At 45.7% G+C, this 25469-nt stretch carries 19 protein-coding genes and 1 pseudogene; 8 read left to right on the top strand and 12 right to left on the bottom strand.

Annotated elements, in window-relative coordinates; all coding sequences use genetic code 11:
* Window positions 1-116: 116 nt before the first annotated feature.
* A complete protein-coding gene (locus tag IV64_RS05695; protein WP_083491586.1) occupies window positions 117-767 on the bottom strand; it encodes an FMN-dependent NADH-azoreductase in 651 nt (216 codons plus the stop codon).
* Between the two features lie 100 nt (window positions 768-867).
* Here IV64_RS05695 and IV64_RS05690 point away from each other — a divergent pair, with 100 nt between their 5' ends.
* Window positions 868-1797, top strand: a complete 930-nt coding sequence (locus IV64_RS05690; protein ID WP_057706171.1) for a helix-turn-helix transcriptional regulator — start codon at window positions 868-870, stop codon at window positions 1795-1797.
* Between the two features lie 62 nt (window positions 1798-1859).
* Here IV64_RS05690 and IV64_RS05685 read toward each other — a convergent pair whose 3' ends face one another.
* Window positions 1860-2531, bottom strand: coding sequence for a type 1 glutamine amidotransferase (locus IV64_RS05685; protein WP_057706170.1), 672 nt, complete (start codon window positions 2529-2531; stop codon window positions 1860-1862).
* Window positions 2532-2807: 276 nt separating this feature from the next.
* Between IV64_RS05685 and IV64_RS05680 the strand changes: the two genes are divergently transcribed.
* A complete protein-coding gene (locus IV64_RS05680) occupies window positions 2808-4223 on the top strand; it encodes a 4-hydroxyphenylacetate 3-hydroxylase N-terminal domain-containing protein (protein ID WP_057706169.1) in 1416 nt (471 codons plus the stop codon).
* A gap of 162 nt (window positions 4224-4385) precedes the next feature.
* Here the strand turns inward: IV64_RS05680 and IV64_RS05675 are convergent, their stop codons facing one another.
* Window positions 4386-5363 carry an aldo/keto reductase gene (locus tag IV64_RS05675; RefSeq protein ID WP_191982889.1) on the bottom strand — a complete coding sequence of 326 codons (978 nt, stop codon included), beginning with the start codon at window positions 5361-5363 and terminating at the stop codon, window positions 4386-4388.
* Window positions 5364-5666: 303 nt separating this feature from the next.
* The gene (locus IV64_RS05670) at window positions 5667-7004 is read right to left on the bottom strand and encodes a threonine/serine exporter family protein (RefSeq protein ID WP_057706167.1); all 1338 of its coding nucleotides are present in this window, start codon (window positions 7002-7004) and stop codon (window positions 5667-5669) included.
* A 245-nt stretch (window positions 7005-7249) separates the two neighbouring features.
* Here IV64_RS05670 and IV64_RS05665 point away from each other — a divergent pair, with 245 nt between their 5' ends.
* Window positions 7250-8260 (top strand): choloylglycine hydrolase family protein, encoded by a 1011-nt coding sequence (locus IV64_RS05665; RefSeq protein ID WP_057706166.1) that lies wholly within the window; start codon window positions 7250-7252, stop codon window positions 8258-8260.
* 70 nt (window positions 8261-8330) lie between these two features.
* On the opposite strand, the gene IV64_RS05660 is transcribed toward IV64_RS05665, so the two are convergent.
* From IV64_RS05660 to IV64_RS05650, 3 genes are all read right to left on the bottom strand, one after another.
* A complete protein-coding gene (locus IV64_RS05660; protein ID WP_057706165.1) occupies window positions 8331-10010 on the bottom strand; it encodes a glycoside hydrolase family 2 protein in 1680 nt (559 codons plus the stop codon).
* A gap of 204 nt (window positions 10011-10214) precedes the next feature.
* Entirely contained in the window at window positions 10215-11099 is an 885-nt protein-coding gene (locus tag IV64_RS05655) for a LysR family transcriptional regulator (protein WP_057706164.1), read from the bottom strand.
* Window positions 11100-11383: 284 nt separating this feature from the next.
* Window positions 11384-12799: a DASS family sodium-coupled anion symporter gene (locus IV64_RS05650; RefSeq protein ID WP_057706163.1), complete on the bottom strand. Its 1416-nt coding sequence runs from the start codon at window positions 12797-12799 to the stop codon at window positions 11384-11386.
* A 484-nt stretch (window positions 12800-13283) separates the two neighbouring features.
* Between IV64_RS05650 and IV64_RS05645 the strand changes: the two genes are divergently transcribed.
* Window positions 13284-15653 (top strand): FAD-binding protein, encoded by a 2370-nt coding sequence (locus IV64_RS05645; protein ID WP_057706162.1) that lies wholly within the window; start codon window positions 13284-13286, stop codon window positions 15651-15653.
* A 224-nt stretch (window positions 15654-15877) separates the two neighbouring features.
* Complete coding sequence (locus IV64_RS05640; protein ID WP_057706161.1) at window positions 15878-16303, top strand: flavodoxin family protein; 426 nt, start codon at window positions 15878-15880, stop codon at window positions 16301-16303.
* A gap of 101 nt (window positions 16304-16404) precedes the next feature.
* Here the strand turns inward: IV64_RS05640 and IV64_RS05635 are convergent.
* Together IV64_RS05635 and arsC are read right to left on the bottom strand one after the other, a co-directional pair.
* Window positions 16405-16983: pseudogene (locus IV64_RS05635) on the bottom strand (uracil-DNA glycosylase family protein).
* Between the two features lie 17 nt (window positions 16984-17000).
* Window positions 17001-17426 (bottom strand): arsenate reductase (thioredoxin), encoded by a 426-nt coding sequence (gene arsC, locus IV64_RS05630; RefSeq protein WP_057706160.1) that lies wholly within the window; start codon window positions 17424-17426, stop codon window positions 17001-17003.
* Window positions 17427-17709: 283 nt separating this feature from the next.
* On the opposite strand from arsC, the gene IV64_RS05625 reads away from it, so the two are divergent.
* Window positions 17710-18105, top strand: a complete 396-nt coding sequence (locus IV64_RS05625) for a hypothetical protein (protein WP_057706159.1) — start codon at window positions 17710-17712, stop codon at window positions 18103-18105.
* A 469-nt stretch (window positions 18106-18574) separates the two neighbouring features.
* Window positions 18575-19864: an LPXTG cell wall anchor domain-containing protein gene (locus tag IV64_RS05620; protein ID WP_057706158.1), complete on the top strand. Its 1290-nt coding sequence runs from the start codon at window positions 18575-18577 to the stop codon at window positions 19862-19864.
* Between the two features lie 100 nt (window positions 19865-19964).
* Here IV64_RS05620 and IV64_RS05615 read toward each other — a convergent pair whose 3' ends face one another.
* The gene (locus IV64_RS05615; RefSeq protein ID WP_057706157.1) at window positions 19965-22466 is read right to left on the bottom strand and encodes an AAA family ATPase; all 2502 of its coding nucleotides are present in this window, start codon (window positions 22464-22466) and stop codon (window positions 19965-19967) included.
* Between the two features lie 15 nt (window positions 22467-22481).
* Entirely contained in the window at window positions 22482-23087 is a 606-nt protein-coding gene (locus IV64_RS05610) for a hypothetical protein (protein ID WP_157061065.1), read from the bottom strand.
* 340 nt (window positions 23088-23427) lie between these two features.
* Between IV64_RS05610 and IV64_RS05605 the strand changes: the two genes are divergently transcribed.
* Window positions 23428-24087, top strand: coding sequence for a FusB/FusC family EF-G-binding protein (locus IV64_RS05605; protein ID WP_057706155.1), 660 nt, complete (start codon window positions 23428-23430; stop codon window positions 24085-24087).
* 221 nt (window positions 24088-24308) lie between these two features.
* Here IV64_RS05605 and IV64_RS05600 read toward each other — a convergent pair whose 3' ends face one another.
* Complete coding sequence (locus tag IV64_RS05600) at window positions 24309-24977, bottom strand: putative immunity protein (RefSeq protein WP_057706154.1); 669 nt, start codon at window positions 24975-24977, stop codon at window positions 24309-24311.
* Between the last annotated feature and the right edge of the window lie 492 nt (window positions 24978-25469).

Below are 25469 nucleotides of genomic sequence, written 5' to 3'. Positions count from 1 at the left end.
ACCGGTTATCCAGTCCAGATGACCAATCTGGACTTTCTTGGATAGAAAAATAGCTATTCAGAAATTCTTAAATAATTTCTGAATAGCTATTTTAAGTGATGTGGCAATTCGACCCACTATTGTTGATAAAATTTAGGAAAAGCCGCCGTCAATTCAGCGTGTCCGTCTTTAACGGCCTGAGCAACATCGACGCCCTGCGTCTGGGTGCCTTGAACCCGAACCATGTAAAAGGCGTCAAAGCCCATGATTTCAGTAAACATTTTATCCAAGTACAGCCGTGAAAATTCCATCGGTGTATAACGGTCATTGCGCGTATAAATTGACCCACTGGCTTGTAGCATCATGACTTTGTAGTTGTCCGTCATTAAACCGACCGAACCCGCTGCCGTGTATCGGAACGTTTCACGCGCCACTAAAATATTATCCATATAATCTTTTAGCTTCGACGTCACGTTAAAGTTATGCAACGGCGTGGCAATAACGATCCGGTGATGGGATTTGAATTGCGCTAGTAACCGCTGATTAACGGCGTAAACGTGTTGTTCTTCAGCGCTTAGGCCGACGTGTGCCGATTGCTTTTCCCACACCCCTAGTAATTCTTCCGTCGTGGCCCGGGGAATTTCAGTGTCATAAAGGTTCAAAACGTCAACCTGCTCGTCCGGAAAAGCGGCCCGAAACTGTGCCAAAAAATCCTGTGCCATTTGAATAGAGTAGTGCGCGGCGTTACGAAAATCAGGGTGAGCATTAATCAATAAAGTTTTCATCATTAGTAAGTCCTCATTTCTTTTATCTTTCAACAAGGCCTATACTAAACGTCAAAGGTGCCAATCACCGGCACCATTAAAAACTTTTTGTGGGGGAATTTAAATGGAGCGTTCTGAACGTTTAAACCAAGAGTTAATTTTTTTGAGCTACAAAAATGAGTTCCACGTTAACGACTTAGTAGCTGCCTTTGATATCTCTAAACGTACCGCCCTACGTGATATCCAATCTTTAGAACAGTTGGGCCTCACTTTTTACGTTGAACCAGGCCGTTACGGCGGTTATAAGCTTACTAAACGCCAACTATGGGTTCCCGTGTTGTTAAATATTCAAGAAATCAACGCGCTCTTTTTTGCCATCAAAGCGCTGAGCCTATTATCAGCGACCCCGTTTGAAAAATCCTACACGACAATTTATCAGAAACTCATGGCTACCCTGCCCCTCACTGAGCAGCAAAAAGTGACCCGGCTACAGGAAGTCGTCAACTACTACACGATTCCTAACCTTGATGGGCCCAAACTCTTGCGGCCACTACTCAGCGCCATCTTGGATGAAACTGTCGTGGCACTGCAGTTAAAGGCTAACCCTAAGCCACAACCATTCCAGTTATTCGACTTACTTTTCCGTAACGGCGTTTGGTTCGTCAGCGGGGTGAACCTCACGACCCAACACTGGGAAATCATTCGCTGCGATAGGGTCACTGACCTCACCACTACTGAACGACCGGCCCAACTCAACTACGAAGATCTTAAGCAGCGCCAGGCGACCTACGATCAACAGCACCACAACATTGATTATCGGTGCAAACTCACCCCGCGCGGTCGTGAAATCGTTCAGCGTAACCACTACGCAAACATGCAACTCAAACGTATTGACGGACAAGATTACCTGTATGGTGGTTACAACCAAGATGAGTACGACTACATGATTCAATATTTATTATCCCTCGGCACCAATGTCCAAATTTTAGAACCTCAGTCTTTGCAAACGGGTTACTTGGCAGCTATTGATAAAATCAAGGCTATGTACAACTAAAAAAGGACCAAACTGCAAATAGTTTGGTCCTTTTTTTATAATTGTTCAGTTTTCTAAACACTTTATTTTTCAGCCGTAATATAATCTAAAATTGTCTCCAATGCCACCCGGTTTTCTGCTGGGATCGGCATGTTGATAATTTCATCAGCCGTTTGATTTAAAACCGACCCTTGAATATACGGATAGTCGTTCACAACCATTTCACGCACGTTATCCGCCGCTGGTTCAAAATGAAACTGTAACCCGACGACGCGGTGGTTTAAGACGAATCCCTGGTTGGCGACCCGATCACTAGAAAATAACCACTCGGCCTCATCGGGAATGGCAAACATTTCTTCATGCCAGTGTAAGACCGTTAACTTTGCCGGCAACTTAGGAATAATTGTACTTTGCCGATAAACAGGCGCCCAGCCCACTTCCTTAGCCGGAGCCTTGGTCACTGGGTAACCGAGGGTCTTACTAATCTGTTGGGCACCGTAACAGGCCCCAAACATAGGAACGTCCCGGTCCAGCAACGTTTGAATCAAGACCCGTTCCTGTTTGATCCACGGCAAGTCATCGTTGGGACTCATCGGCCCACCCAAAATCACTAACAAATCCGTTTCGTCCGCCGTTGGCAAATGACCGAACTGATACGGGTGATAAACAAACATCGTATGCCCATGCGCGTTGGCCCAGTCCTGAATCATGCCGGGGCCCTCGTTAGGCGTATGTTGCAAAACGTTAATTCGCATATTAATCCTTTCCTCAACGGCAATGTTTGGTATGGGGGATTGCCTGCAAGTCCCCAAAGTAACCCCATTATAACATGGCTCAGAAACCCAGCTAGAAACGTATCGATATCACCGTAATGTTTCACAAATAGGTTCAGCTTTTAAAATGTTTCACGTGAAACATTTTTTCAAAGCATTACTAGCCCTTTCTCATGTGCGACATGCACCCACAACTGTCCCTATTGCCACCGCTTACACAGTGCTATAGTGAAAGGGATACCAAAGGAGGAATGAGCCATGCACACGATCGAACAACTTGACGACGGCCGCGCCGTTTATTTGAACGGCCAACGCGTCAAAGTTTCAGAGATTCCAATTTTCAGAAAAACACTGGCGTTAAACAACCAGTATTACGACCTACAAAAGACGCATCCCGAAGTTCACACCTACCAAGAGAATAGCCGGACTTACGATATCGCCTTTAAGGTGCCGCGAACCATTGAAGACCTGCGGCAAAAGCATCAAGCCTATCAAGAAATTGCTCAAAGTAACAACGGTATGCTGGGCCGCACACCCGACTTTTTAGATACGGGAATGGCAATTTTAGCTGAACGGAGCGCCTTTTTAGGGCACAACGAATACACCGACTTCGGTGAAAATGCCAAGCACTACGCCGAATGGATCAAAGAAAATGATCTTTTTATCAGTCACGCGCTTCAAAATCCACAGTTAGACCGCCAAAAAGCCATCAACGGCATTCCATCTGGTTACGCCGGTGTCCACGTGCTCGAACGAACCGACAAAGGAATTGTTGTTTCTGGCGCTAAAATGGTTAACACGATGGCGCCGATTGCAGACGATCTCCTAGTTTTCAATCCACCGGAACTACTCCTTGAAAAGGGCGACACTAGTTACGCGGTCGCCTTTGCCACGCCATTAAACACCCCTGGCGTTAAGGTAATCTGCCGAAAGTTACTCGATCACCCGGGCTATACAGAAGACGATTATCCACTCAGTAACGCCTTGGATGAAATCGACGCCTACATTGTCTTTGACCACGCGTTTATTCCGTGGAACAAAGTTTTCGTGGAAAATGACGTTGAAATGAGTAACCGGTTCTTCATTGAATCTGGTATGTTTATCCATACTTCCCACCAAGACGAAGTTCGCGGAATCACCAAGTTGGAATTTGCCACTAGTTTGGCTATTCGCACCGCCCACGTTTTAGGCTTAGACGGCTTCTTAGGCGTTCAAGAAAAGCTCGGTCGCTTAACGGCTAACTTAGAACTCATCAAGGGCACCATTACCCGTTCGGAAGAAGAAGGTCATTTGGATGAATTCGGCATCTACACGCCGAGTCAACAAGCCCTATTAGCCGTACGGTCGACGTTACCAGAATATTTCGAAGCCGCTTTAAAGGCCGCCCAACACTTTGCGGCGGGCTCCATGGTTGGCGTTCCTGGTTTTGCTGAATTTGACGGTGAAAATGGCCCCATTTTAGAACAGGCGCTAACCACTGACTTGGCAGAAGCCAAAGACCGTTCTAAATTACTCAACTTAGTCTTTGACTTAACCACGGCTGGTTTCGGTCAACGGCAACTGATGTACGAATATTACCACGGTGGCGACCCGATGCGGATCCGCTCCATGCACTATCACGATGAAGATTTAAGTGCCGGTAACGCCATGCTGGATAAACTGCTCAAACGGTAAGCGTGTATCAAAAGGCGGCTGTTTGTGAGCATTAACGTGGAACAAACTGCCTTTTGATGCACATTTCGACCACAATATAGCAAAACAACCATTCAGAAATGTGAGTCGTTTCTGAATGGTTGTTTGCGTTTTAATAGCAATAATGACACTATGAGCCAATATCTACCAGCGATATTCCACCGGGTTCTTGATGTATTGATCATAAACATCGCGCACGATGGTCATCTGTTGATCCGTCAATGGGGCTAAGTCAGCTGCGACCGTATTCCGTTCAATTTGGGTCGGGTTGCTAGCGCCCGGAATAACGGCGGAAACGGCGTCGTACATTAAGATATAACGTAAGGCTAAGGCCGCCAAGTTATCCGTTTTGAGCCGTTCCTTCAATTCATCCGCCGCTTTGACCCCCGTTAAGAAGTCGACGCCAGAAAACGTTTCGCCCTGATCAAAATGTTGACCATGGCGATTGTTCGTCCGGTGATCCGCCGGGGCAAAGGTCGTATCGGCGGTATACTTGCCACTCAATAGCCCACTTGCTAACGGCACCCGGGCTAAAATACCAATGTTATTTTGCTTCGCTAAATCAAAAAAGAGGTTGGCGGGACGTAACCGGAACATATTGAAAATAATTTCAATCGCCGAAATGTCGTAATCCATGGCTTTGATGGCTTCCTCAACCTTTTCAACGCTCACACCGTAGTGGCGAATTTTACCCGCCTTTTTTAACCGGTCTAACTCAAAGAACGTCTCCGGTTGATACATAATTTGCGTTGGTGGGCAGTGTAATAAGACGGTGTCTAACGCATCGACGCCCAAGTTAGCCAATGATTCGTCCACGTAACGGTCAATACTTTTAGGACTGAAGTGGTCGACCGTCAGTGGTTCTTCCTTCCGACCGATCTTAGTCGTGTAGTGAACGTCGGGGTGGGTCTTCAAAAATTGGCCAACGGCGCGTTCACTTGCGCCACCCTGGTAGCCGTCCGCAGTATCAAAAAAGTTAACACCCTGGTCATAGGCCTCCGCTAAGGTGTCCATTGCATCTTTTTCGCTAAACGGTAAGCCCCACTTGCCTCCTAGTTGCCACGTACCAAGTGAAACTTCACTAATCTCATAACCGGTGTTTCCAAATTGACGGTATTTCATCATTTAATCTTCCCTTCATTGTTACTGATTATCATCAGTATAAAACTTAGAGTTGACTCTAAGACAAGCTTTTAGCATAAAAAGTTTTATTTTTTTGATTAACGCTAGCCATTTTAAAAGAATCGTCTAAAAAAAGCCGTTCAAAAATTGAGCAGCTTTTCCTATTACTATGGTCGAAACGTGGGATAAAAGGCAGTTTGCTCCGCTTAACCCAAAATTAGTGACTATTCCAAACCCAGGAATAATCACTAATTTCACGTTAATGCTCACAAACTAACCACCTTTTATCCCACTCTATTTTCCTTAATCAAAATGGCGCCAATCACGATCCATCAACGCCCGGGCAACGAACAGTCCCAGTGGCAAGAACATAATAATCAACATCGCTTTAGTGAGCCACAGCGCACCCACGCCGATCTGATTACTGCCCATATTGTAAATGGCCCGATAAATATAAAGTCCCGGAACCATGATTACGATTGATGGCACCGTTAATGAAATTCGCGGATAACCATTATACCGGTTGATCACGGAAGCCAGCAGTCCAGCGACCAACGCCCCGCAAAACGCGGCGGCAGCCGGTGGCATCGTGGTTAAATCAACGAGTTCTAGTCGGAGCGTATTGGCAATTGCCCCCATAAATCCCGCCATAATCGCCATTTTTTGCGAACTGTTAAACATAATCGAGAAACCGTAGACCCCGCAAAAACTGGCCGGTAACCGTAATAGCATCAGTAACATAGGTGACAATCCGAGGGGTAAAAAGTTCCCCGGTTTGAAGTGGAATAGCGTCGCCACTAACCACCCGACCAACGTCGCAATTAACGTCACCATAATGGCATAAGCCAAACGCTCCAGTCCTGAACGCATGTCCAATTTAGAAATATCTAGCATACTCGTAATGAATGGGAACCCGGGAATGACGAACAGCATCGCCCCGATGTAACCAACTTCGTGCTCAGATAAAACGTGAAATCCTAGCTCGAGTAACCTGAAACTGGCCATGTACACGAGACAGGCAACGGCGACGCTTACCGCAATACCCGCAATGGTTGTCATGGAACGCTTCCCCATTTTCGCCCGTACATAGTTCCCACAGCCGGCACCTAAAAAGGAACACAGCATTTCTGGCAAGCCACCGCCTAGCAAAAAAATAAATCCGCTGCAAGCTAACGCGGCCGCTAATCCTAGCATCACTGGTGTGTATTGCTTAGGGCGCTTTTGGACGTTATCGATGGCCGTGTGTAGTTCCCGAATCGTCAAATTAGCGTAGCGGTCGTCAAATTCGCTCACGAACTTTTCCAAAATATTCAGTTTATCCGTATTAACACCCGTATTCGGCAGTGCGAGCACCTGCGTATAACTTCGATTGTGATTAAAACAAGTGTAGTGCAGCGCAATCAAACCGATGTCCGCGGAACAGGTCAAATTAAGGCTCCGTGCGACTTTATTCATCGCATCCCGAACACGCCAAGCCCCGGTCCCGCAAGATAGTAGCGAGATGCCAATGCGGCCAACGATCGAGGTCCGTTCCTGCAAACTCGCATTCTTAGCCGGCACATCTTCGTTACGAATGAAATCCTTCCAAGGAATCGTCATATGGTGGCGTTGTGACAATTCCGGTTGCTTTTTATTAGGCATCCAATCCCTCCCCAATCATGAGTTACTTATATTAACCAATCTGAATAATTGTTCATAAAACTGAACAGCATACTGTTTTCATTCTTTTAAACTTAACTAGCTCAATTATAGCCTGAAAACGACTGTCACGACGGGCTCATTTTCATTTTCCCCGTTACTTTCATAGTTGGCCTTACTAGCGCGATTAATCGTCATGCTATCAATAATGTGCTAAATTGGCGTCACAACAGCCAGGAGGGATTTTTATGTGCACAAGTTTAACGTATACGAACCAAAATGGCGGTCACTTTTTAGCCCGAACAATGGACTATAGTATCGACTTTGGTGCCCGCATCATGTTCATGCCCCGTCACCGCGCCGTTAAGGGCGATGCGGGTGAGTTTTTGACCAAGTACGGCTTCATCGGCGCCGGTCGGCAGTTAAAACACGAGTTATTTACCGATGGCGTTAATGAATACGGCGTCGGGGTCGCGACTCTGTACTTCCCCGACCACGCCGTCTATCAGGAAAAGGCGGATGCCGGCAAACTCGCTCTGGCACCCCAAGACTTTGTGGCGTGGGCACTCGGCAACGCGAAGAGCATCGATGATTTACGGGAACACATCAAGCACGTCCAACTGATCAGTCATCCCGCGGAAGTGGTTGCGATGGTCCCACCGCTGCACTTCATTATTAGTGACCCGACTGGTGAAACGGTCGTCCTAGAACCCACCGGCCCAGAACTCAAATTGATCAACGATCCGGTCGGGGTCATGACCAACTCACCCGATTTAGACTGGCACCTGCAAAACATCAGCACTTACGGGATGCTAACTAACACGGAACAGCCGCTCCAACAATATGGCGACTACCATCCTATGACCCAAGGCCCCGGGACTGGCGCCATTGGCCTCCCCGGCGACTACACCTCAATTTCGCGCTTCGTTCGGACCAACTACTTGAAGCATTACATTGAGGTGCCGGCTGATACTCCGGACACGTTAAACTTATTACAATACATCTTAAACTCGGTCACGATTCCTAAAGGCGTTAAAAAAGTGTCCGACGGCGAAAGTGACTATACGGAATATCGGAGTTACATGGACCTTGACGGGTTAACTTACAGCATGGAATTATACGAAAATCCCGGCGACTTACAACAAGTCGCCTTGACGGATGACATGCTCAACAACGTGATGCACCCGGTTGAATACCCACTCAACCACCAGGCCCACGTCCACATTTTAAATACGGAAGAGACGTCAGAATTAAAATAGTGCCTTGCCATTAAATTCGACCGTCACGATTGCAAAAACGCCGCAGAATTTTAGATTCCGCGACGTTTTTTTATTGATTTAATTGCTTTAAATGTGCCTGAAACTTAGCCTTAACGACGTCGTAAGCTAGTTTAGGCCGCCGATATTCGTCTAAAATCCCCTTGTTATTGTAAGAACGCGGCCGGACCGCAAACCATTCTTCCTCAGTTACCCTACAGTCACAAAACTGCCAGATAAAGGCGCCGGACAGCCGGGGATCGTTGAGATACGTGTCTAAACACTCACCTAAAATATCCGCTTGCCGTTCCTCGCTCCACTTGCACCTCGTCCGGTTGCGATAGCCATAAATGGCCCCCGCCCCAAACTCACTGACGATCATCGGTTTACCCGCACCCGGCGTCTGGTTGATCCATTCGATTTCACGATCATTGCCCTTTTCAACGGAACCATCTTCATACCAACCCGTATAAAGGTTATACGAGACCACGTCCGGCAAATCGAGACACTGATCCTTGAAGTGTTGGCACGTTGCGGACGTCACGGGACGGGTGACATCCAACTGACGAATCTGCTGATACTGCATTTGATACTTTTTTCGTCCAGCTGACGTGTCGCTAGCGCACTCATTGAGCAGGCCCCAAATCACGATACTAGGGTGGTTAAAGTGGGCGTCCACCATTTCTTGGTTACAGTCGGCGCACTGCTGGTCAAAGTTTGGATTTTGCATTTGTGCTAAGGTCAGCCCCCGGGCGTGCGCCTCTTCCCAAACGAGTAACCCGCGCTCGTCACACAGGTCTAAGAACCGCTGATCATTGGGATAGTGTGAAGTCCGGACAGCATTCGCCCCCATGTCGACCATTAAATCGAGGTCTTGGACAATTTGCTGAAACGGTAACGCACAGCCATACGCAACGCTGTCTTCATGGCGGTTAAAGCCCTGTAAAAAGACGGACTGACCGTTTAACTGGATGCGATTGCCAACTACTTTGACCTGCCGAAACCCAACCCGCTCGACTAAGTCATCAATCACCTGACCATCCTGAATCAGTTCCGCCGTGGCCAAATACAGTTGCGGTTGCGCAGGCGTCCACGCGGTTACTTGGTCAAAATCCGTTTGCCACTCAAACACCGCGGTCGTCTGGCCCGCAATGGTTTGCGGTTCAAGTTGAACCTTCTGACCAGCTAAGCGAGCTTTCACGCTGACCACTTGTGCCGTTGCCGCAGTGTTTGTGACCGTGACTTGTAAACGACCCTGCCAACCAGTCGCCGTCATCGTACTCGTAAAATGACTTTGTTGAATGAACACGTCCGGCACAACTTCCGCGGTCACCCCGCGAATGATGCCACCGTACGTATAGTAATCATTAGGTTTATGCAGCGCCGACGCGGGACCAAACCGGTTATCGACCGCGACCGTTAAACGATGGTCTCCCGCCGCCACATCCCTAATCAACGCCGCAAACGGCGTATAGGCATTATAGTGGTGCGCCACCTGCTGGCCATCTAAGAACACATCGGCCGTATGACTCACACCCTGAAATTCTAAGCGCAAGTTCGTATGGTTCTGGGCCACCTGCAGGGTGCGCTGATACTCACCGCGACCGCGATAGGCGGCTAAGTCAGGATGCTGTTCCCAACAACCGGGCACGGCTAAGTGGTAGACGCGCTCATCATTTTCACGCTGAAATTGCCACGTTCCCGCTAATTCATGAACCCGCCGGACATAGTGTTGTTCAAACAAACGAATCATTCATTATTCACCTCAAAATCGATCTTTTAGCCTCAGCCTAACCCTTATTTCAAGCCGTCACAAGCCTTCAAAATGCGGACAAATCTGCTCATTACCACACTTTGCAATCTAAAAAAAAGCCAATCAGAAAATTTCTGGTTGGCTTTCTCTATTGTTATGGCCGAAACGTGCACCAAAAGGTAGTTTGCTCCGCTTAACCCGAAATTAATCCTCTTTGACGTCTTTCAACACGTTAATACACTGTTGCTGTTTGGCATTTGGCAAAAATGACCGCCGCACTGCCAGCTGCATGAAACAGTTCACCCGTTCCTTTGGCGCTAACGGGATGCTAACAACGGACTCACTCAGGACAACTGAACGATCAATCACCAGCCCCACCCCGACGTCTTGGGCAACTAAACCCTCAACCAGTGCATTTGTTTCAGCTTCATAAACGATGTCAGGGCGTACCCGTCCCCGGCGACACCACTGTTCTAGCGCCGTCCGCGGTAAAGCATGCTTCGGTCGGGCAATCACGGGCACGTCCTTCAAATCGGTGGCATGCACCGTCTCTAACTGACTCAGGGGGTTGTGCCGATTGACCAGTAGACACAGTTGGTGTTCTTCTAAGGTCGTTACCCGCAAGTCACTAGAGTGCTCAGGGACTAGCGTTGAAAAAACCGCCGCATCAAGCTTGCCTTCCCGCAGCTCAGCTAGTAATTGCTCGGAATCAGCCACCGTGGTAGTCACTTGATCTAATAATTGCATTTTTAAATAACGTTTAACGACCCGTGGTAACCAGATTCCACCAGCTACCGTGGAGAATCCTAGCCGGACCTGGGCGTCGTTGGCGTGCTTTACTTCCACCGCGACTTGGGCTAATTCCTTGATCAGTCGGGTGGCCTTCACGTATAGGACGCGTCCCGCGGGAGTGGTTTCCAACTTGGCCCGGTGATTTCGTTGCGTCAGTAAGGTGGTGCCGTATTCCGTTTCTAACCGCTTTAAAGCTGCTGAAATTGCAGGCTGAGTGACGTGAAACTGTTCGGCAGTTTCGGTATAATTGCCCGTTTCAACTAAATAACAAAAATATCTTAGATCTCGTTCATTCACACAATCACTTCTTTCCCAGTCAACGGGTTCTTTCTTACCATCATAAGCTGTTTAGGTGGGTAACGCCAAGGTATTTTGACTGAAAAGCGTGGGCCAAAATCAAAAAACGGTTCAGAAATATTAGCTATTCCTGAACCGCAATTTTCCTATTAGCATGGTTGAAACGTGCACCAAAAGGCAATTTGTTCCGCTTAACCCGGCATCAGCGACTATTCCAAACCCAGGAATAATCGCTGATGCCACGTTAATGCTCGCAAACTACCCGCCTTCTGGCCCACTCTTTTTTACCAAAGCCCGATTACTTTTGTCCAAAGCAACCCGCCGCCAAGCCAAATGACGTTTAATACGACCCCAATCAGGGCACTTAGTTTCCACCAGTCCGCGTTAGAAACGTAGCCGGTACTGGAAAGTAAGGCTGCTGGCCCGGCTGAATACGGCGTCGTTGATAAGTAAATCGACCCGCAAAAGGCTAGCATTAACGCTGACAATACGGGTGGCGCACCGGCACCGACCGCAACGGATAAGAAGCCCGCGTATAGTGCAGAGATCTGCGTCGCAACACTAGGAAACATGTAGTGTAGGTAGAAGTAAGAGAGGAACAAGATGACCAATACGATGATTGGATTCATCCCGTGAAGTAACAGGCCCAACGTCTTTGAGAACCATGGGAAGAACCCTAACTTCATCAATTTTTGTGACATTAACATGATGATCGATAACCAAACTAAGATGTTCCAAGCAAAGTGTTCATTTAACATATCCTTGGTCGTTAGTACCCCGGTCAATAGTAAAATGACAACCGCGATAAAACTAACTTCCGTAGCATCGATCCCAATCTTAGCGCCGACGAGCCATAAAATAATTGCTAAAATGAACGTGCCCGCCATAATCTTTTCGCTACGCCCCATCTTACCGAGTGCCTGGAGTTTCTTGTCTGCCCACGCATGGGCATTAGGAGTTTCTTTAATTTCGGGTGGATAAACTTTGTATAAAATAAAGGGAACGACGATCAGCGCTAAAATTCCGGGAACGCTAGCAGCCGCAAACCATTGCATCCAACTAATCGTGATTCCTTGAATCTTCGCCAATCCGATGGCAATCATGTTACCGGCCAAGCCGGTTAAAAACAGACCCGAAGTAATGTTGTTAACTTCATATTCATTAAAAACCAGGAAGGAACCAATTTTACGTTGTGTCCCCTTATCAGGATCGGACCCCATTTCACGGGAAAGGTTATCAATGATGGGATACATAATCCCGTTGACCCGGGCGTTGTTACTAGGAATCCCGATGGCGAGGACCCCGTCAACAACGGACAATGCATACGCGAGGCTCAACGTCTTCTTACCGAACAACTTAACAAACAGGTAGGCAATGCGTTTGCCAAGCCCAGATTTAATAAAGCCAGCCGCCATAAACATACACATGGCAACCATCCAAGCCGTCGAGTTACCAAAGCCAGCCGCAACTTCGTCCATCTTAAAAATACCGGCTACCGTTGCCACGATCACGCCAATCAACGTCGTGGCCATCATTGGCAGCGGCTTAGTAATGCAGGCAATAATCGTCGCAACAAAAATGGCAAATAGGTGCCACGCGACAACGGTAATGGCAACTGGCTTTAACGGTGTCAGCAACCAAATTCCAATCCCAAAAATTAATGGTAATATGAAACCTTTCCACTTTACGTTATTACTCATCGTATTTTCCCCTCACTAAACCAGATTCAAGCTCGCTGCTCAATTATTCACATATAGTGACCGTCTCGCCTTGGGTGCTCACTTGTTTTTTCACTTTTAACATAACTTAATTTATTAGTCTGTCAATTTAATTTTAGTAAGCAGCTAAGGGATAAAATCTCAGACTACTGTAACCGCTTTATTTACCGCTAATCTAATAAGTTAAATCATTTCCATAAATCTGGGCACTCAGTTTTAGTAATAGGACTTTCTTATAAATAATATTGATAAAAAACTAAAAATAATTTTTGCCACTTACGCTAAGTTTCACTAATTTCGATTTTTCATGCGCTAAATTTTGCTTTTTTTCGCCCGTCACGCCGGCAATTCCTCCCAATAATTAAAAACAACGCTTGCAATTAATCGCGGTATTTCTATATTGAAAGCGTAAACAATTATTAACGTTTTGAAGAAGCCAATATTCTTAAATAAAGGACTGTTACTTATGAAATTAATCGCACTTGTCGGGACGACCGCCGCTAAATCGTATAATCGTGATCTTCTAACCTATATGCAAAAGCATTTTAGCGCCCAAGCAGACATTGACGTAAACGAAATTACAGAGATTCCACTATTTAATGAACCGGCTACGGACGATCTGCCCGCTGCCGTCCAGACCCTTAATGATAAAATCAGCCACGCGGATGGTATTATCATTGGCGTTCCTGAATACGACCACGCCGTTCCAGCCGCACTTAAAAATGTGATCGAATGGTTATCTTACCAGTTACACCCCTTTGCCCATAAACCCATCATGTTAGTCGGAACGTCACTTGGCGTTCAAGGCACTTGTCGGGCACAAGAAGAACTCCGCAGTATTTTGAACGCGCCCGGCGTTGACGGGATCGTACTCCCAGGTAACGAGTACATGCTAAGTTACGCGCAAAAAGCCTTTGACCAAACGGGCACCCTGACTCAGGATGGTTCCGTTAAGTTTTTGGAAAGCTGCTTCAAAAACTTTGTTCAGTTCGTAAAAATGTTACAAGGCACCCCTGCCAGCACCGTTAAATGGCAAGGCAACTACGACGTGATCGTGTTAGGCTTTGGGGGCGCTGGGGCAACCGCTGCTCGATTCGCCGCTGATCACGGCTCTAAAGTCTTACTCGTGGATACCGCGCCATTCGGTCATGAAGGTGGGAATACCCGCTACTCAGCACAACACGTCGTCACTGGCGAGAGCTTAGAAAAGCTGACCGCTTACTACCGGGCTTTAAGCGCACCGTTCAATACACCTGAAAAGACGTTAAACGCCTACTTAACTGGGATGAGCCGTATCCCTGAATACTTCCAGAAGTACTTAGGCATCAAAGCCGTTAGCTGGAAACACGATATCAAACCAGGCGATGCGGTTGCCGTTAAGAAGACCATGGCAGAATACCCTGAACTTCCTGGTAGCGACACAGTCGACTTCGCCCTCGTTCACAAACGGGACAAGGACGCCGGCTTATGGAAAGTATTACGGCAGGAAGTTCTCAAGCGGACCGATAACATTGATGTTTGGCTCGATTCCCGGGCACAACACCTTATTCAAGATCCCGTTTCAAAGGTCATCCGTGGTGTTCAGATTGAACGCAACCATCAAGTGTTGAACATTCACGCAACCCACGGTGTGGTCATGGCGATGGGTGGTTTTGAAAACAATTCCGCTTTAACTGAGACTTACTTACACAGTCATCATTTAACCCCATTAGGCACCCTGTATAACCGCGGTGACGGGATTCGGATGGCTCAAGAAGTCGGTGCTAAAATGTGGCACATGACAAACTACGAATCACACGGCATCTTACCTGGGATTACCTTTAAAGAAGGCCCTAACGAACGTGGTCGCCAAATTGAACAGTGGCCATTACTACGGCACGGCAGTATCTTCGTCGTAGCTGATGACGGGACCCGTTACTTCCCAGAAGACGCTAAGCACCGTCACGGTCACATCCAAACACACGGCTCATGGCTGATTCCAATGATGAACCAGCATCCATACATCGTGTTTGATCAGCACCAATACGCTGACTTTAAGCAACAGTTGGCGGACCGCGGTCGCTTACCATATCCTCAATTCTTAGACAAACTCGTTCACGCTGAAACGATTGCCGACTTGGCGGATAAGATTGGCGTGCCAGCTGATCATTTACAACAAACCGTCGCTGACTTTAACCACTACACTGAAGCCGGTCGGGATTACGCTTTTGGACGCGACCCCAAGACCATGCGTGCGATTGACGACGGGCCTTACTACGCCATCGCCGCAACGAACGATGTTTTGAACACGCAGGGTGGGCCACAGCGGAACGAAAACGCGCAAATTTTGAACACCAATGACCAACCAATTCCACACTTATTCGGCGCTGGTGAACTCGGCGGCATTATCGCCAACTGCTACCAAGGTGGCGGTAACTTAGCTGAATGTTTGATCTTTGGGAAGTTAGCCGGCGAAAGCGCCGCAACAACAACAGCCGATGACGAACTAGTCAACGCAACCAAGGCCAACGGGATCAACGATCTTGCGGACGGTGAAAGTGCCGCAAACGTGCCACTCGCACCTAACCAATACCTTGGGAGTTCAAACAGTGGCTTAGGTGGCAAAGTGGTTGTTCGGGTCACCTACAAAGACCAAGCCATCCAAAACGTTGAAGTCGTCCAACACCATGAAAGTGAAGACGTTGGTTTAGTCGCCGTTTCCAAGATTCCAGAAGAAATTGTGGCCGCTAACTCAACTGAAGTTGACGCGATTTCGGGTGCTTCCGCTTCCAGTCGGGCCATTAAAGAAGCTGTTAATGACGCCCTGAAGCAAGCTAAACAACCAGCAACTAATTAACACGATAATCAAATAAAAACAACGTCCGCTAGTAAAATGGCGGGCGTTGTTTTGGTTAAATTTCAACTATTCGACTGAACGCTAAAAATCAGTTCACGACGTTAAAGGGTCATTTTTGTAATCGGTTTCAAACTGTTCTATACTTAAACTAATAGTTCTAATAGATAATATCGACACCGGCGTGTTCTTACACCGGCCATTGATTCAAAATGGAGGAATTTATTATGACAGTGGCTATTCGTTATCAAACTCGTAATGGAAATACTAAGGCTTTTGCTGAACAAATCTCGACGGTAGCTGGCGTTCCGGCTGAAAGCGTTGAGACACCCGTCACCGAGACTGACCTGCTTTTCTTTGGCGGTGGGACTTACTTCATGAAGCCGGATTCATCAGCATCGGCTTTCATGAAAGGACTTGACGCAAGCAAGGTTAAGAAGATTGCCCTCTTCACCACGTCTGGTGGACCTGAAATGGTTTCCGATAAGGCTTTGACGAAGATTGCGAATCAAAAAGGCATCGAAATCGTCGGTCATTTCCACCAAGTCATGGGTGGCAAAGGGATGAAACTCTTAGGCAGTCATGGCGGTAAGCTAAAGCCAGAACAAATTGAACTAGTTAAGCAGTTCGCAAAAGAAATGCTCACTAAATAAAATCAAAAGTGTCTCTCAAAAAGACTTTGAGAGGCACTTTTGATTTTGTAGCTTACAATGTTCCACGTGAAACATTACTTTTTGTGGCGCTGATGCGGGTTCTATTTCAAAGCTTGGGCAACCCGTTTTTGTAACTCCGGAACCACCTGTGTTTGAAACCACGGGTTACGATTTTGCCAGCCGTAGTTCAGGGGTGACGGGTGCACTAATGGGAAATAGGTCGGTAAGTAATCGGCGTAATTTTGGACTGTCATGGTTAAGTTCTTTTGCCGCTGTTTACCCAGGTAGACCCGCATGGCGTATTGCCCCACTAACAACGTCAATTGGATATTCGGCATCATTTTAAGTAGTGTCGGGTGCCATTTACCCGCAAAATCTTTTCGGGGTGGTAGATCCCCACTCTTCCCTTTACCAGGATAATAGAAATCAAGGGGCATCACCGCAATCTTATCACTCCCATAAAATGTTTCACGGGTAACGCCCATCTAGTCACGCAGCCGGTCCCCGCTCGCGTCATTAAAATAGGTCTTCGTGTTCTGCGCAATCCGCCCTGGAGCCTGGCTAATAATCAGAATAGTCGCCGTCGCCGGCACGTGAAAGAGCGGCTCCCACCCTTGTGCCGTATAGGCCGTATTTTCAGGGTCATCCTTAATTGCTTGCGTAATTTCTTCAATGGTCATGGTGCTCACGTCTTTCTTTACTGATTAGCTGCGTTCAGGGTCCGCGCTAATTTGGCAACGTTTTTTTGAATCTGGTCACGCACTTGCCGAAAAACGACGAGCCGTTCCGCTTCAGTCCCCGTCGCTTGGGCAGGATCAGGTAGTGGCCAATGCATCTTTTGCACACTTGGCGGGGTCATCGGGCAACGGTCACGCGCATCGCCACAGAGAGTAACCACCAAGGCACAAGCGTTTAAATAGTCCCGGTCAATCAGTTTAGAAGTCTGACGGGAAATATCTACATCGACTTCCTGCATGACCTTAACGGCTAAGGGATTGACCCCATGGGTTTCGATGCCCGCACTGGCGACTTCCCAATCAGGACCGAAAAGTTGCTTCGCAAAGCCCTCCGCCATTTGGCTCCGACACGAGTTTCCCGTACAAATAAAGTAAATTTTCTGCATTGCTTAAACGCCTCTCATCTGTTCCGATTATTATCCGTAGTAGCTATCTTCGTAAAGCTTACACTAGTTAGACGGTGATTGGAAAATTTTCTGCATAAATAGGATTTTTTAAAATAAATATTTCACCATGAGCTCAACGTAAATTCTATCTAAATAATAATTTTATTTATTGATAGATTAAACTATAAAATTTGTGCCAATCGATTTCTACTGGTTCTTTCGACAGGCTTGTGTATCCCCTTCCATTTGAATATACTAAGTATTATAAAAGGGGATATTGTTGATGAAAAAGTTTAAAACAGCACTAATAGTTATTATTGCCATGATAAGTTTTGTGACCGTTAGCAGTCTGAATAGTACTACTGCTCAAGCGGCAACTTGGCATAAGGGAACACCGAAAGTTCTGCGGGGAAAGTGGCGTATTAAACACGTCTCCACTCGGGTTGACCGTTTAAAGGTTACTAAGAAACGAGTTTACCTATATTCATCCGGACCGTTCCATCTAAAAAATATTAAATACAAAAAAACGGGCGCTCATTCATATAAAGTACGCGGCTATGAATACACGTATTTACACGCCAAGACGACCATTAGTTTTAAGAAAATCAAAGGTCACAAAATCATTAAATATAAGGGTAACTACCCTGGTGCTAGTTGGACTAAATACGTTCCACGATAACTATATTTATCTAGATAAAAATGATTCGTCATCCTATGGCGGATCATTTTTTTGTGATCCTAAATTTACCAACTTCTCCCCAGTGTTACTTTTTACCACAAATATGGTAATTTGATTAGAAAAAATCATCATAATCATTTTTGTATCCGCTCAGAATCACAAATCTAAAATTAATCCTCTACCCTTCCATCTTGAGCACTATTTTTCCATTGTCCTAATTGGATTTTCAATTTTTACTTTCAAATCAATGTCCTTATTAACAGCAATTAATCCACCTTATAATCGAATTTTCTTTTAAAGGATTCACCTGTTTTCATGAAAAATAGCAGGCGGTTTTTCACCGATTTAAATCCTTGTTGCCGTAAACTATATACAGAGCCATGATACTTCACTGAACAAACTTTCCGTTCTAAGCCAGGTTTGTGGCTCAAATCGGCTTTAAAAATACCTTTAAAGGAGTCCTTCAATTATGAACAAGTCCCAATCATTAACCGCAGCGACCCTAGTTAGCCTTGCAACTTTAGGTGCCGTAGTAAGTACCAACACCAACGCTGATGCCGCGGCTGTTACTCAGCCACAGGCAGAAAGCGCACGCGTCCAAACAACCACGCCAACGGCAAAACCAGACGTGGCAGCTGCTACCCAAAAATTAGCAGATGCTAAAAAGGCATATGCTAATTCTCTAGCCCACCTTAACAAGGCACAAGCGATTAAGGACAAGACAACGCCTGAACAACTCCAGAAAGCTAAAGCTAAGCTTGACACCGCTAACCAAAACTATGTTAAGGCTGCCGATGATAGAACCGCAGCTAAGAAGGCCGTTGACAACGCAGCTGATGCCGTTAAGACCCAACAACTCAAAACTGATCACGCTCAAGCAGCGGTAAAAACTGCACAGGCTAACGATGCTACCGCCAAAGCAAATGTTAAAGCTAAGACAGATCATTATAATCAACTAACGGCTGCTACCCAAGCTCAACCAGCAGCACCAGTTAAAAATGAAACTCAAACTAACACCCAAGTGATTAAAGATACGGTTAAAAAATCAACTAAAGCCGTAACCGAAACGACCACTCAATTAAGTACTCCGTCAACTGACGACGTTGTAGGACAAGCACTAAAAGAACTCAATGCGGCTAAAGATCAGTCAGCAGCTACCGGGACTGCGTTGAATCAAGCCAATAAAACGTTAGAAACTGCTAAAGCAGCCTTAGCCGATGCAAAACAAAAACTCACTGTGGCTACAGTCGCATTCAACGCGGCTGATCAAATTTACAAGCAACGCACTGCCGAACTTGATACCGCTCAGTCCGAATATTCTAGTATCCACGTTTCCGACACAACTTTAGGCAATCTAAGAGCATCCGTAAATGCCGACCAACAAGACCTAGACCAAGCACAAAAAGAATACGACTTGGTGGCTCCAAAAGTAACCCCCGGGACAACCGAAACTTCTTCGCCAATGTACAATCCTGAAAGCAACGGGTTTTACGTTCCAGGACTAACCGAAGCTTCCTACGTGCCATTCAATTCTTCACGGACCACTGGTAATACTGCAGTCGCCCTACCAGCTACTAGCCATCATACACAAGCACCTAGCCTCATCAAACATGAATCACTTGCACACGGGCACTCACTTCCACAAACTGGTGAACGTCAGACCAGTGCAGTCTCAGCCTGGGGTATCGCCCTCTTGAGCTTACTGCTAGGAACATTCACGTTCGGCGCCTTTAAATCACAAAAACACCGTCAAAACTAACCTACACCCATTAAGCAATCCCTACTACTAAACCTACAATAATTATAAAAACGTACCGTCTGCATACAATATCACGCGTATGCAGACGGTACGTTTTAATTTAAATTTTCCAATCGAGACTAGCACTCACAACATCGTCATCAATTTGCTTAACATTTTTCACCTGATCCAACCGGTCACTCAACCACAACTTGTGATGCGCGATGAGTTGATCAGCAAAATTACGGGCCCACCGACCATTTGAACGTTCATCACTCGGTAAGGATTGATAATGTTGTGTCACAACTTGTATCAATAAATCGTGGTTAACTTGAAAGTTTTTACTAACAATCTGATCAACAATTTGGCCGACTTCTGTCGCTGAATAAGGCTCAAACTCAATATTCAGTGGTATCCGTGACCGCAATCCTGGATTTGCGCTTAAAAATTGCTGCATTTCCTTGGTATAACCCGCAAAAATCGCCACAAATTCATTCCGCTGATTTTCTAACGCGGTAATCATCGTTTCAACGGCCTGTTGACCAAAGTCATTGCTCTCCTGACCACTCGTCAGCTGATAGGCTTCATCGATAAATAAGACGCCACCGAGTGCGTTTCGAATCACCTTACTTGTCTTTTCTTCAGTTTGCCCCACGTAAGCGCCGACGAGATCCATTCGTGAAACCTCACTGACCGTATTCTTGGGAAGAATATCTAAATTAAAAAACAATTGTGCAATGAGTCGCGCCACCGTCGTCTTACCAGTCCCAGGATCACCCGTAAACGTCATGTGATAAGTCGGCTCAACCTCACCAAGTTGGTCCCCAAACCGCTGGCTAACAACAACTTGACTGACTAAGTCATGAACAAACTTTTTGACTGACTCCAATCCCACCATGTCATCAAGCTGTGCCAGTAACATTTTAACGGCTTGCGCTTTGTCTGTTTGACCACCATCGACTAATTCTGCAATATCACTATTTAAAATTGTCACAGTATCCCGATTACTTGTATTCATTGCATGTTCAGCCATAATTCTGATCAATTTGTCATTAAAGTTGCGTATCCATCGTCCATTACTATGTGAAATATCGGCTTGATAAGCTTTAATTACGGCTTGCCGGTAATTCGCTTCATCAAATTTAAATTCTTGCTGGGTTAATGCCCGTACCCCAATTTCCGCAACCTCTTCCGGTGTATAGTCTGCAAACTCAAAGTGATTCGCAATCCGAGATTCTAAACCCGGGTTCATACTAATAAAGTCTGCCATTTCTTTAGGGTAGCCCGCAAAAATAATCATCAAATCATTACGGTGGTCTTCCATAAACTTCAGAATCGTATCGACGGCTTCTTGGCCCCAGTTGGAGGAACCGTCGGCCTGGTATAGCGAGTAGGCTTCATCCACGAATAAGACGCCACCCAAGGCCTTTTCCAAAACCTTCTGCGTCTTCACTGCCGTACCACCGACATACTGGGAAACTAAATCTTGGCGGGTGACCTCGACATAAGTATCGTTGGGCATGACGCCCTCTTCATACATCGCTTTCGCAACTAATCGCGCCACCGTAGTTTTCCCAGTCCCAGGGTTACCACAAAAAGTCGCATGCAATGATTGTGAAACTTGACTGATTCCTAGCGCTTCTCGACGTTTATTGAACTTAGCCAATTCAATAAACTGGTTAACCTGTTGCTTAACGCTAGCTAAGCCAATCATTTCATTTAGTTGATCAATAGCTCGTTTGGGCGCATCAGCTTGCAACTCCGCCGACTTACGTTGTGGTTCTACGTTTACCGTCGCACTAACAACAGTTGCTGGTTTAGTAGTTGGCGTTTCATTCACCGAGCCGTTAATTGGTCTGATTTGCGCACCCGGAATGCCTACCGTGGCACCCTCATCCGTATGAGCGATTAAACGATGGGTCGGATCAATATTAGTTTTATCAATCTGGACCGTACTCTCACCAAAAACAGTTCGAGTTTCTCCAGCAGGTAGCTCTAAATCAGCGATTTTTATTTCAGCATGGTTTTCTCCGTTCATCGCATAGTACTTCGAATTATAGTCGGCTAAGTACAGCGTATCGGCATTAAGCACACTGTTATCACGGATAAGTAACGCCAGTCGCAATAAGGAAGATTTCGCCGTAATTGTTGTTTCAGATACCTGAACAAATTGAACTTCGCTACGATCTAGCAAAATTTCACTATGTTTATCGGCAACAATTCCACGCCGCTCACCATCCGTTTGTCGTACCGTACAAGCAATTAGTGTCAGGGAGGCGTGATTTAAATAAATACTAGCTGCGGGGCCACCCAAATTATGAAAGACGACACCTTTGGCTGTTAACTTAGCCCCCTCTGAAAGACTCACTAAGTTGTTATGCGTAGTTATCTGCTGAATCATTAAATTTTCAAGTTGTAGCTTTCCTTTAGCTTGAAAGGTTCCTTCAATGACGACGTCCGTTGCATTTTGGCCAGTCCCACGTAATAGTAACTGCTTGCTGATTATCCTGTTTGAAACTCGATATTTCCCCGGATTTAAAATCAACATCGTTCCGCTTTTACTTTCACGGAGGGCTTGTTCTAAGCTTCCAGCTTCAGGTCCTACAGTAATAAATGGTTGCATTGAAATTTCCCCCTCCTAATTTCTAAGCCCGCGAATTATCGCATAAATTATCCCAATAATCCCCAGGCCCCAGCTGACGGTGTATATCGCCATAAAATAAAATAACATGATTAGGCCGTACGGAAGCAGTAGTAGGGCCATTAACCTATGCCCCTTTCGTACAGATTGCCATAAAAATTTGAGTAATTGGTACGGTGTGTGATGGAAGCGTCCCATCAACTTTTCAACAATTAGAATGGCAAACGGGAATAACACTGATGCCATCACTGAGACCCCGACTCCGGCGTCTTTACTCATAAAAAAACCAATGATTGCAATAATGTAATACAGTCCCCACGCCCACGGTGACTGTAGTTGATAAATTTTTTGTAGAAAATGACGCTTCGGCTTTGCGGCTACCTTGGTTTGACCTGGCGACGGAGTTTCATTAGATTCCTTTTTGTTAGGTTCTGTTTTAGACACTGGATGAGTTGGTAATACTTGTGCCAGATTATCGGCTGGGGTCTGTGTTCGTAACCCACTTCTTTCCGACAAACTATCAGATTCCTGTTTTTGTGTAGGCAACTCACTCAGCTCTCCCGGTCTCAACGCCGTGGGTCCAAATACTGGTTTATTTGCCATCCCAAATCCCCCCAAAAACTTATTACGCTTTATTTTGGTAAACTTACTTTTACTTATAAGTATGACAGCCATTCCAAAATACTCAATAGGGTTATTTTAGTCGAAACTAAGAAGCCTAAAATCAGGTCCCATATGAAAAATTTACCACTCTTTTTTCCGTCCGTTGCCATTTAATTTAATTTCTTGTATACTACTAACCATTCGGCCTAGTGCCGAAATAAGGAGATGATCGACGATGATGGCATCGTTATTAGTACGGAAAAGTGCTGCTTGTTAGCGACACTTTTCTAGAACACCTTTCAGAGAAGTGTCTGGTTTGAATCTGAAAGGAACTTTATTTATGAAACCGACTATTACCACCTATCAATACAGTTATATTACCCAACAAATCGACGACCTCGTTAGCGCGGAACTATCCGTTAACGACGCGCAAATTCGTGCAGCGGTCTTAGCTAAGATCCTCGATCGCATTACACCACTATTGCCAACCGACGAACCGGTAGTCACAACTTTTCTTCAGGGACTTCAGACGGAACGTTTGACCCGAGCCAAAGCGGCTAAACTACTGGACCCACTGATTCCATTGGTGGTCCCATTTCCACAGTTAACGCCGAAGCAGCTGGAAAAGCTTTTCCGGAAGGTGAAGAAACTGAAACAGCCCAATTGGTCAGAGATGCGGTTACACGAGATGACTTATCTGGGGTGGAATGATGGTGGTAACCAAAAGAAGTACCTAGTCGCACCTTACGAGGGCCGCGTGATTGGAATTCAAGGTGAATTATCACCACAAACGGTCAAGGGCGTGTGCGCGATTTGCCAAACCATTGGCAACGTCGCCCTATTCCTATCAACGACTAAATCGTCCGGACTAGGAACTTATACGAAAAAGGGAAATTATGTTTGCCGGGATAGCGCACAATGCAACCGGCAATTGACGGATCTTCAACCGTTAGAGGATTTTCTAACAGTAGTCCAACCACAACGAAATCATAAAAAATAACGGCTAATCAGCCAAAGGCAGCCCCTAAATTCTCGCAATCGAGAATTTAGGGGCTGCCTTTTTAACTGGTTTCTGTGCGCTAAGAATGTTTCACGTGAAACTATTTGGAAATTGAATTTTGCTTTAAAAATCGTTGTATTTATAAACCGACAAATCCGAGCCACGATAACAAGCTAATACGACTTGCACACGTCGTTGTAATTTTAAAAGTAATTGCGCATTTAACTATTCTTCAACCTAGCCAACGGATACTTCAATAATTGTGCACACTGCCAAGTACGCTCTTTAGTCGCTACTTGTGACTGTGACGATTTCGTCAGTAATGTTTCTAAAGCAAAATCCGAGGCAATTAATGCGTGCCGTTTCACGTGTGGGGTAACTGCAGCCTGATGTAACATTCGATAGAATAATCGATGAGTTTTATCCGAAGCGTCACGGCTATGCTGCATGGGGACTCCGGCATACGCACGTGCTTCTTTGAAGGTGATTTCACCGGCTAGCCACCGTTTATTAATTGCAATTGTCTCATGAAGTAGCGGATCATCCAAAAAGTTCAATTTTGTCGCCACATATTGACACAGCGCAATGGCATAGACTGCCATTTGACGATGCGATAATCGTTCACTGGTCTCAATTAACTTGGCACGCAAAGTAACATCATCCATTTTCGGATTAGGCGCCCGGACATCCCCCATATAGCTACCGATTGTTAGTCGTCGATGACCATTAATTAACTCATGTTGAATATGTCGAAGACGAACTTGTCGGTCTTCAGAATTTTTCGCTCTATCAAACCATTGTTGATATCTAGCTTGATTGCTCGGCGTTAACGATGCATAAAATCCACTCTGATCCGGCTCATTTGCTAATAGCTGTACTAAATTCTCCATGCTACACCTCCAAAATAAAGTACTTTTTACCAATCACCACAAACGTTACCAACACTAATCCAAGAAAGTATAGGTTCATCAAGAATCTATTCCATTTTGTACACGAGATTGGGTTGAATCCACAATTCCAAAAAGGAAACCAATTCACAAATGAATTGGTTTCCTCATTAACAGCAGTTCAACAAAGATTCAATTATTATTAATAACAATCCTAGCAAAATATTAATTAATACTATTTTGTCTATTACGGGTGCAACGAAATACTTTAAACACTCAGTAACCAAAGATCACATGAACGTGCAATATTCTGAATCATATTTCAGTTTGCACTTCCGTATAAATATAATAACAAGCATTAATAATTATCGCTATTAGAAATTAAAAACGACATCGTCGAATCAAGATAATTTTGTAGTAAAATTAATTGTTTTTTATCGCCTGATTTACAATTCAAGTGCACCACTTAAATAATTGGACCAAAAAGGCCATGAA

The sequence above is a fragment of the Lactiplantibacillus xiangfangensis genome, from assembly GCF_001438845.1.
Classification (GTDB): Bacteria; Bacillota; Bacilli; order Lactobacillales; family Lactobacillaceae; genus Lactiplantibacillus; species Lactiplantibacillus xiangfangensis.
This window is presented reverse-complemented; position numbering and strand designations above follow the sequence as displayed.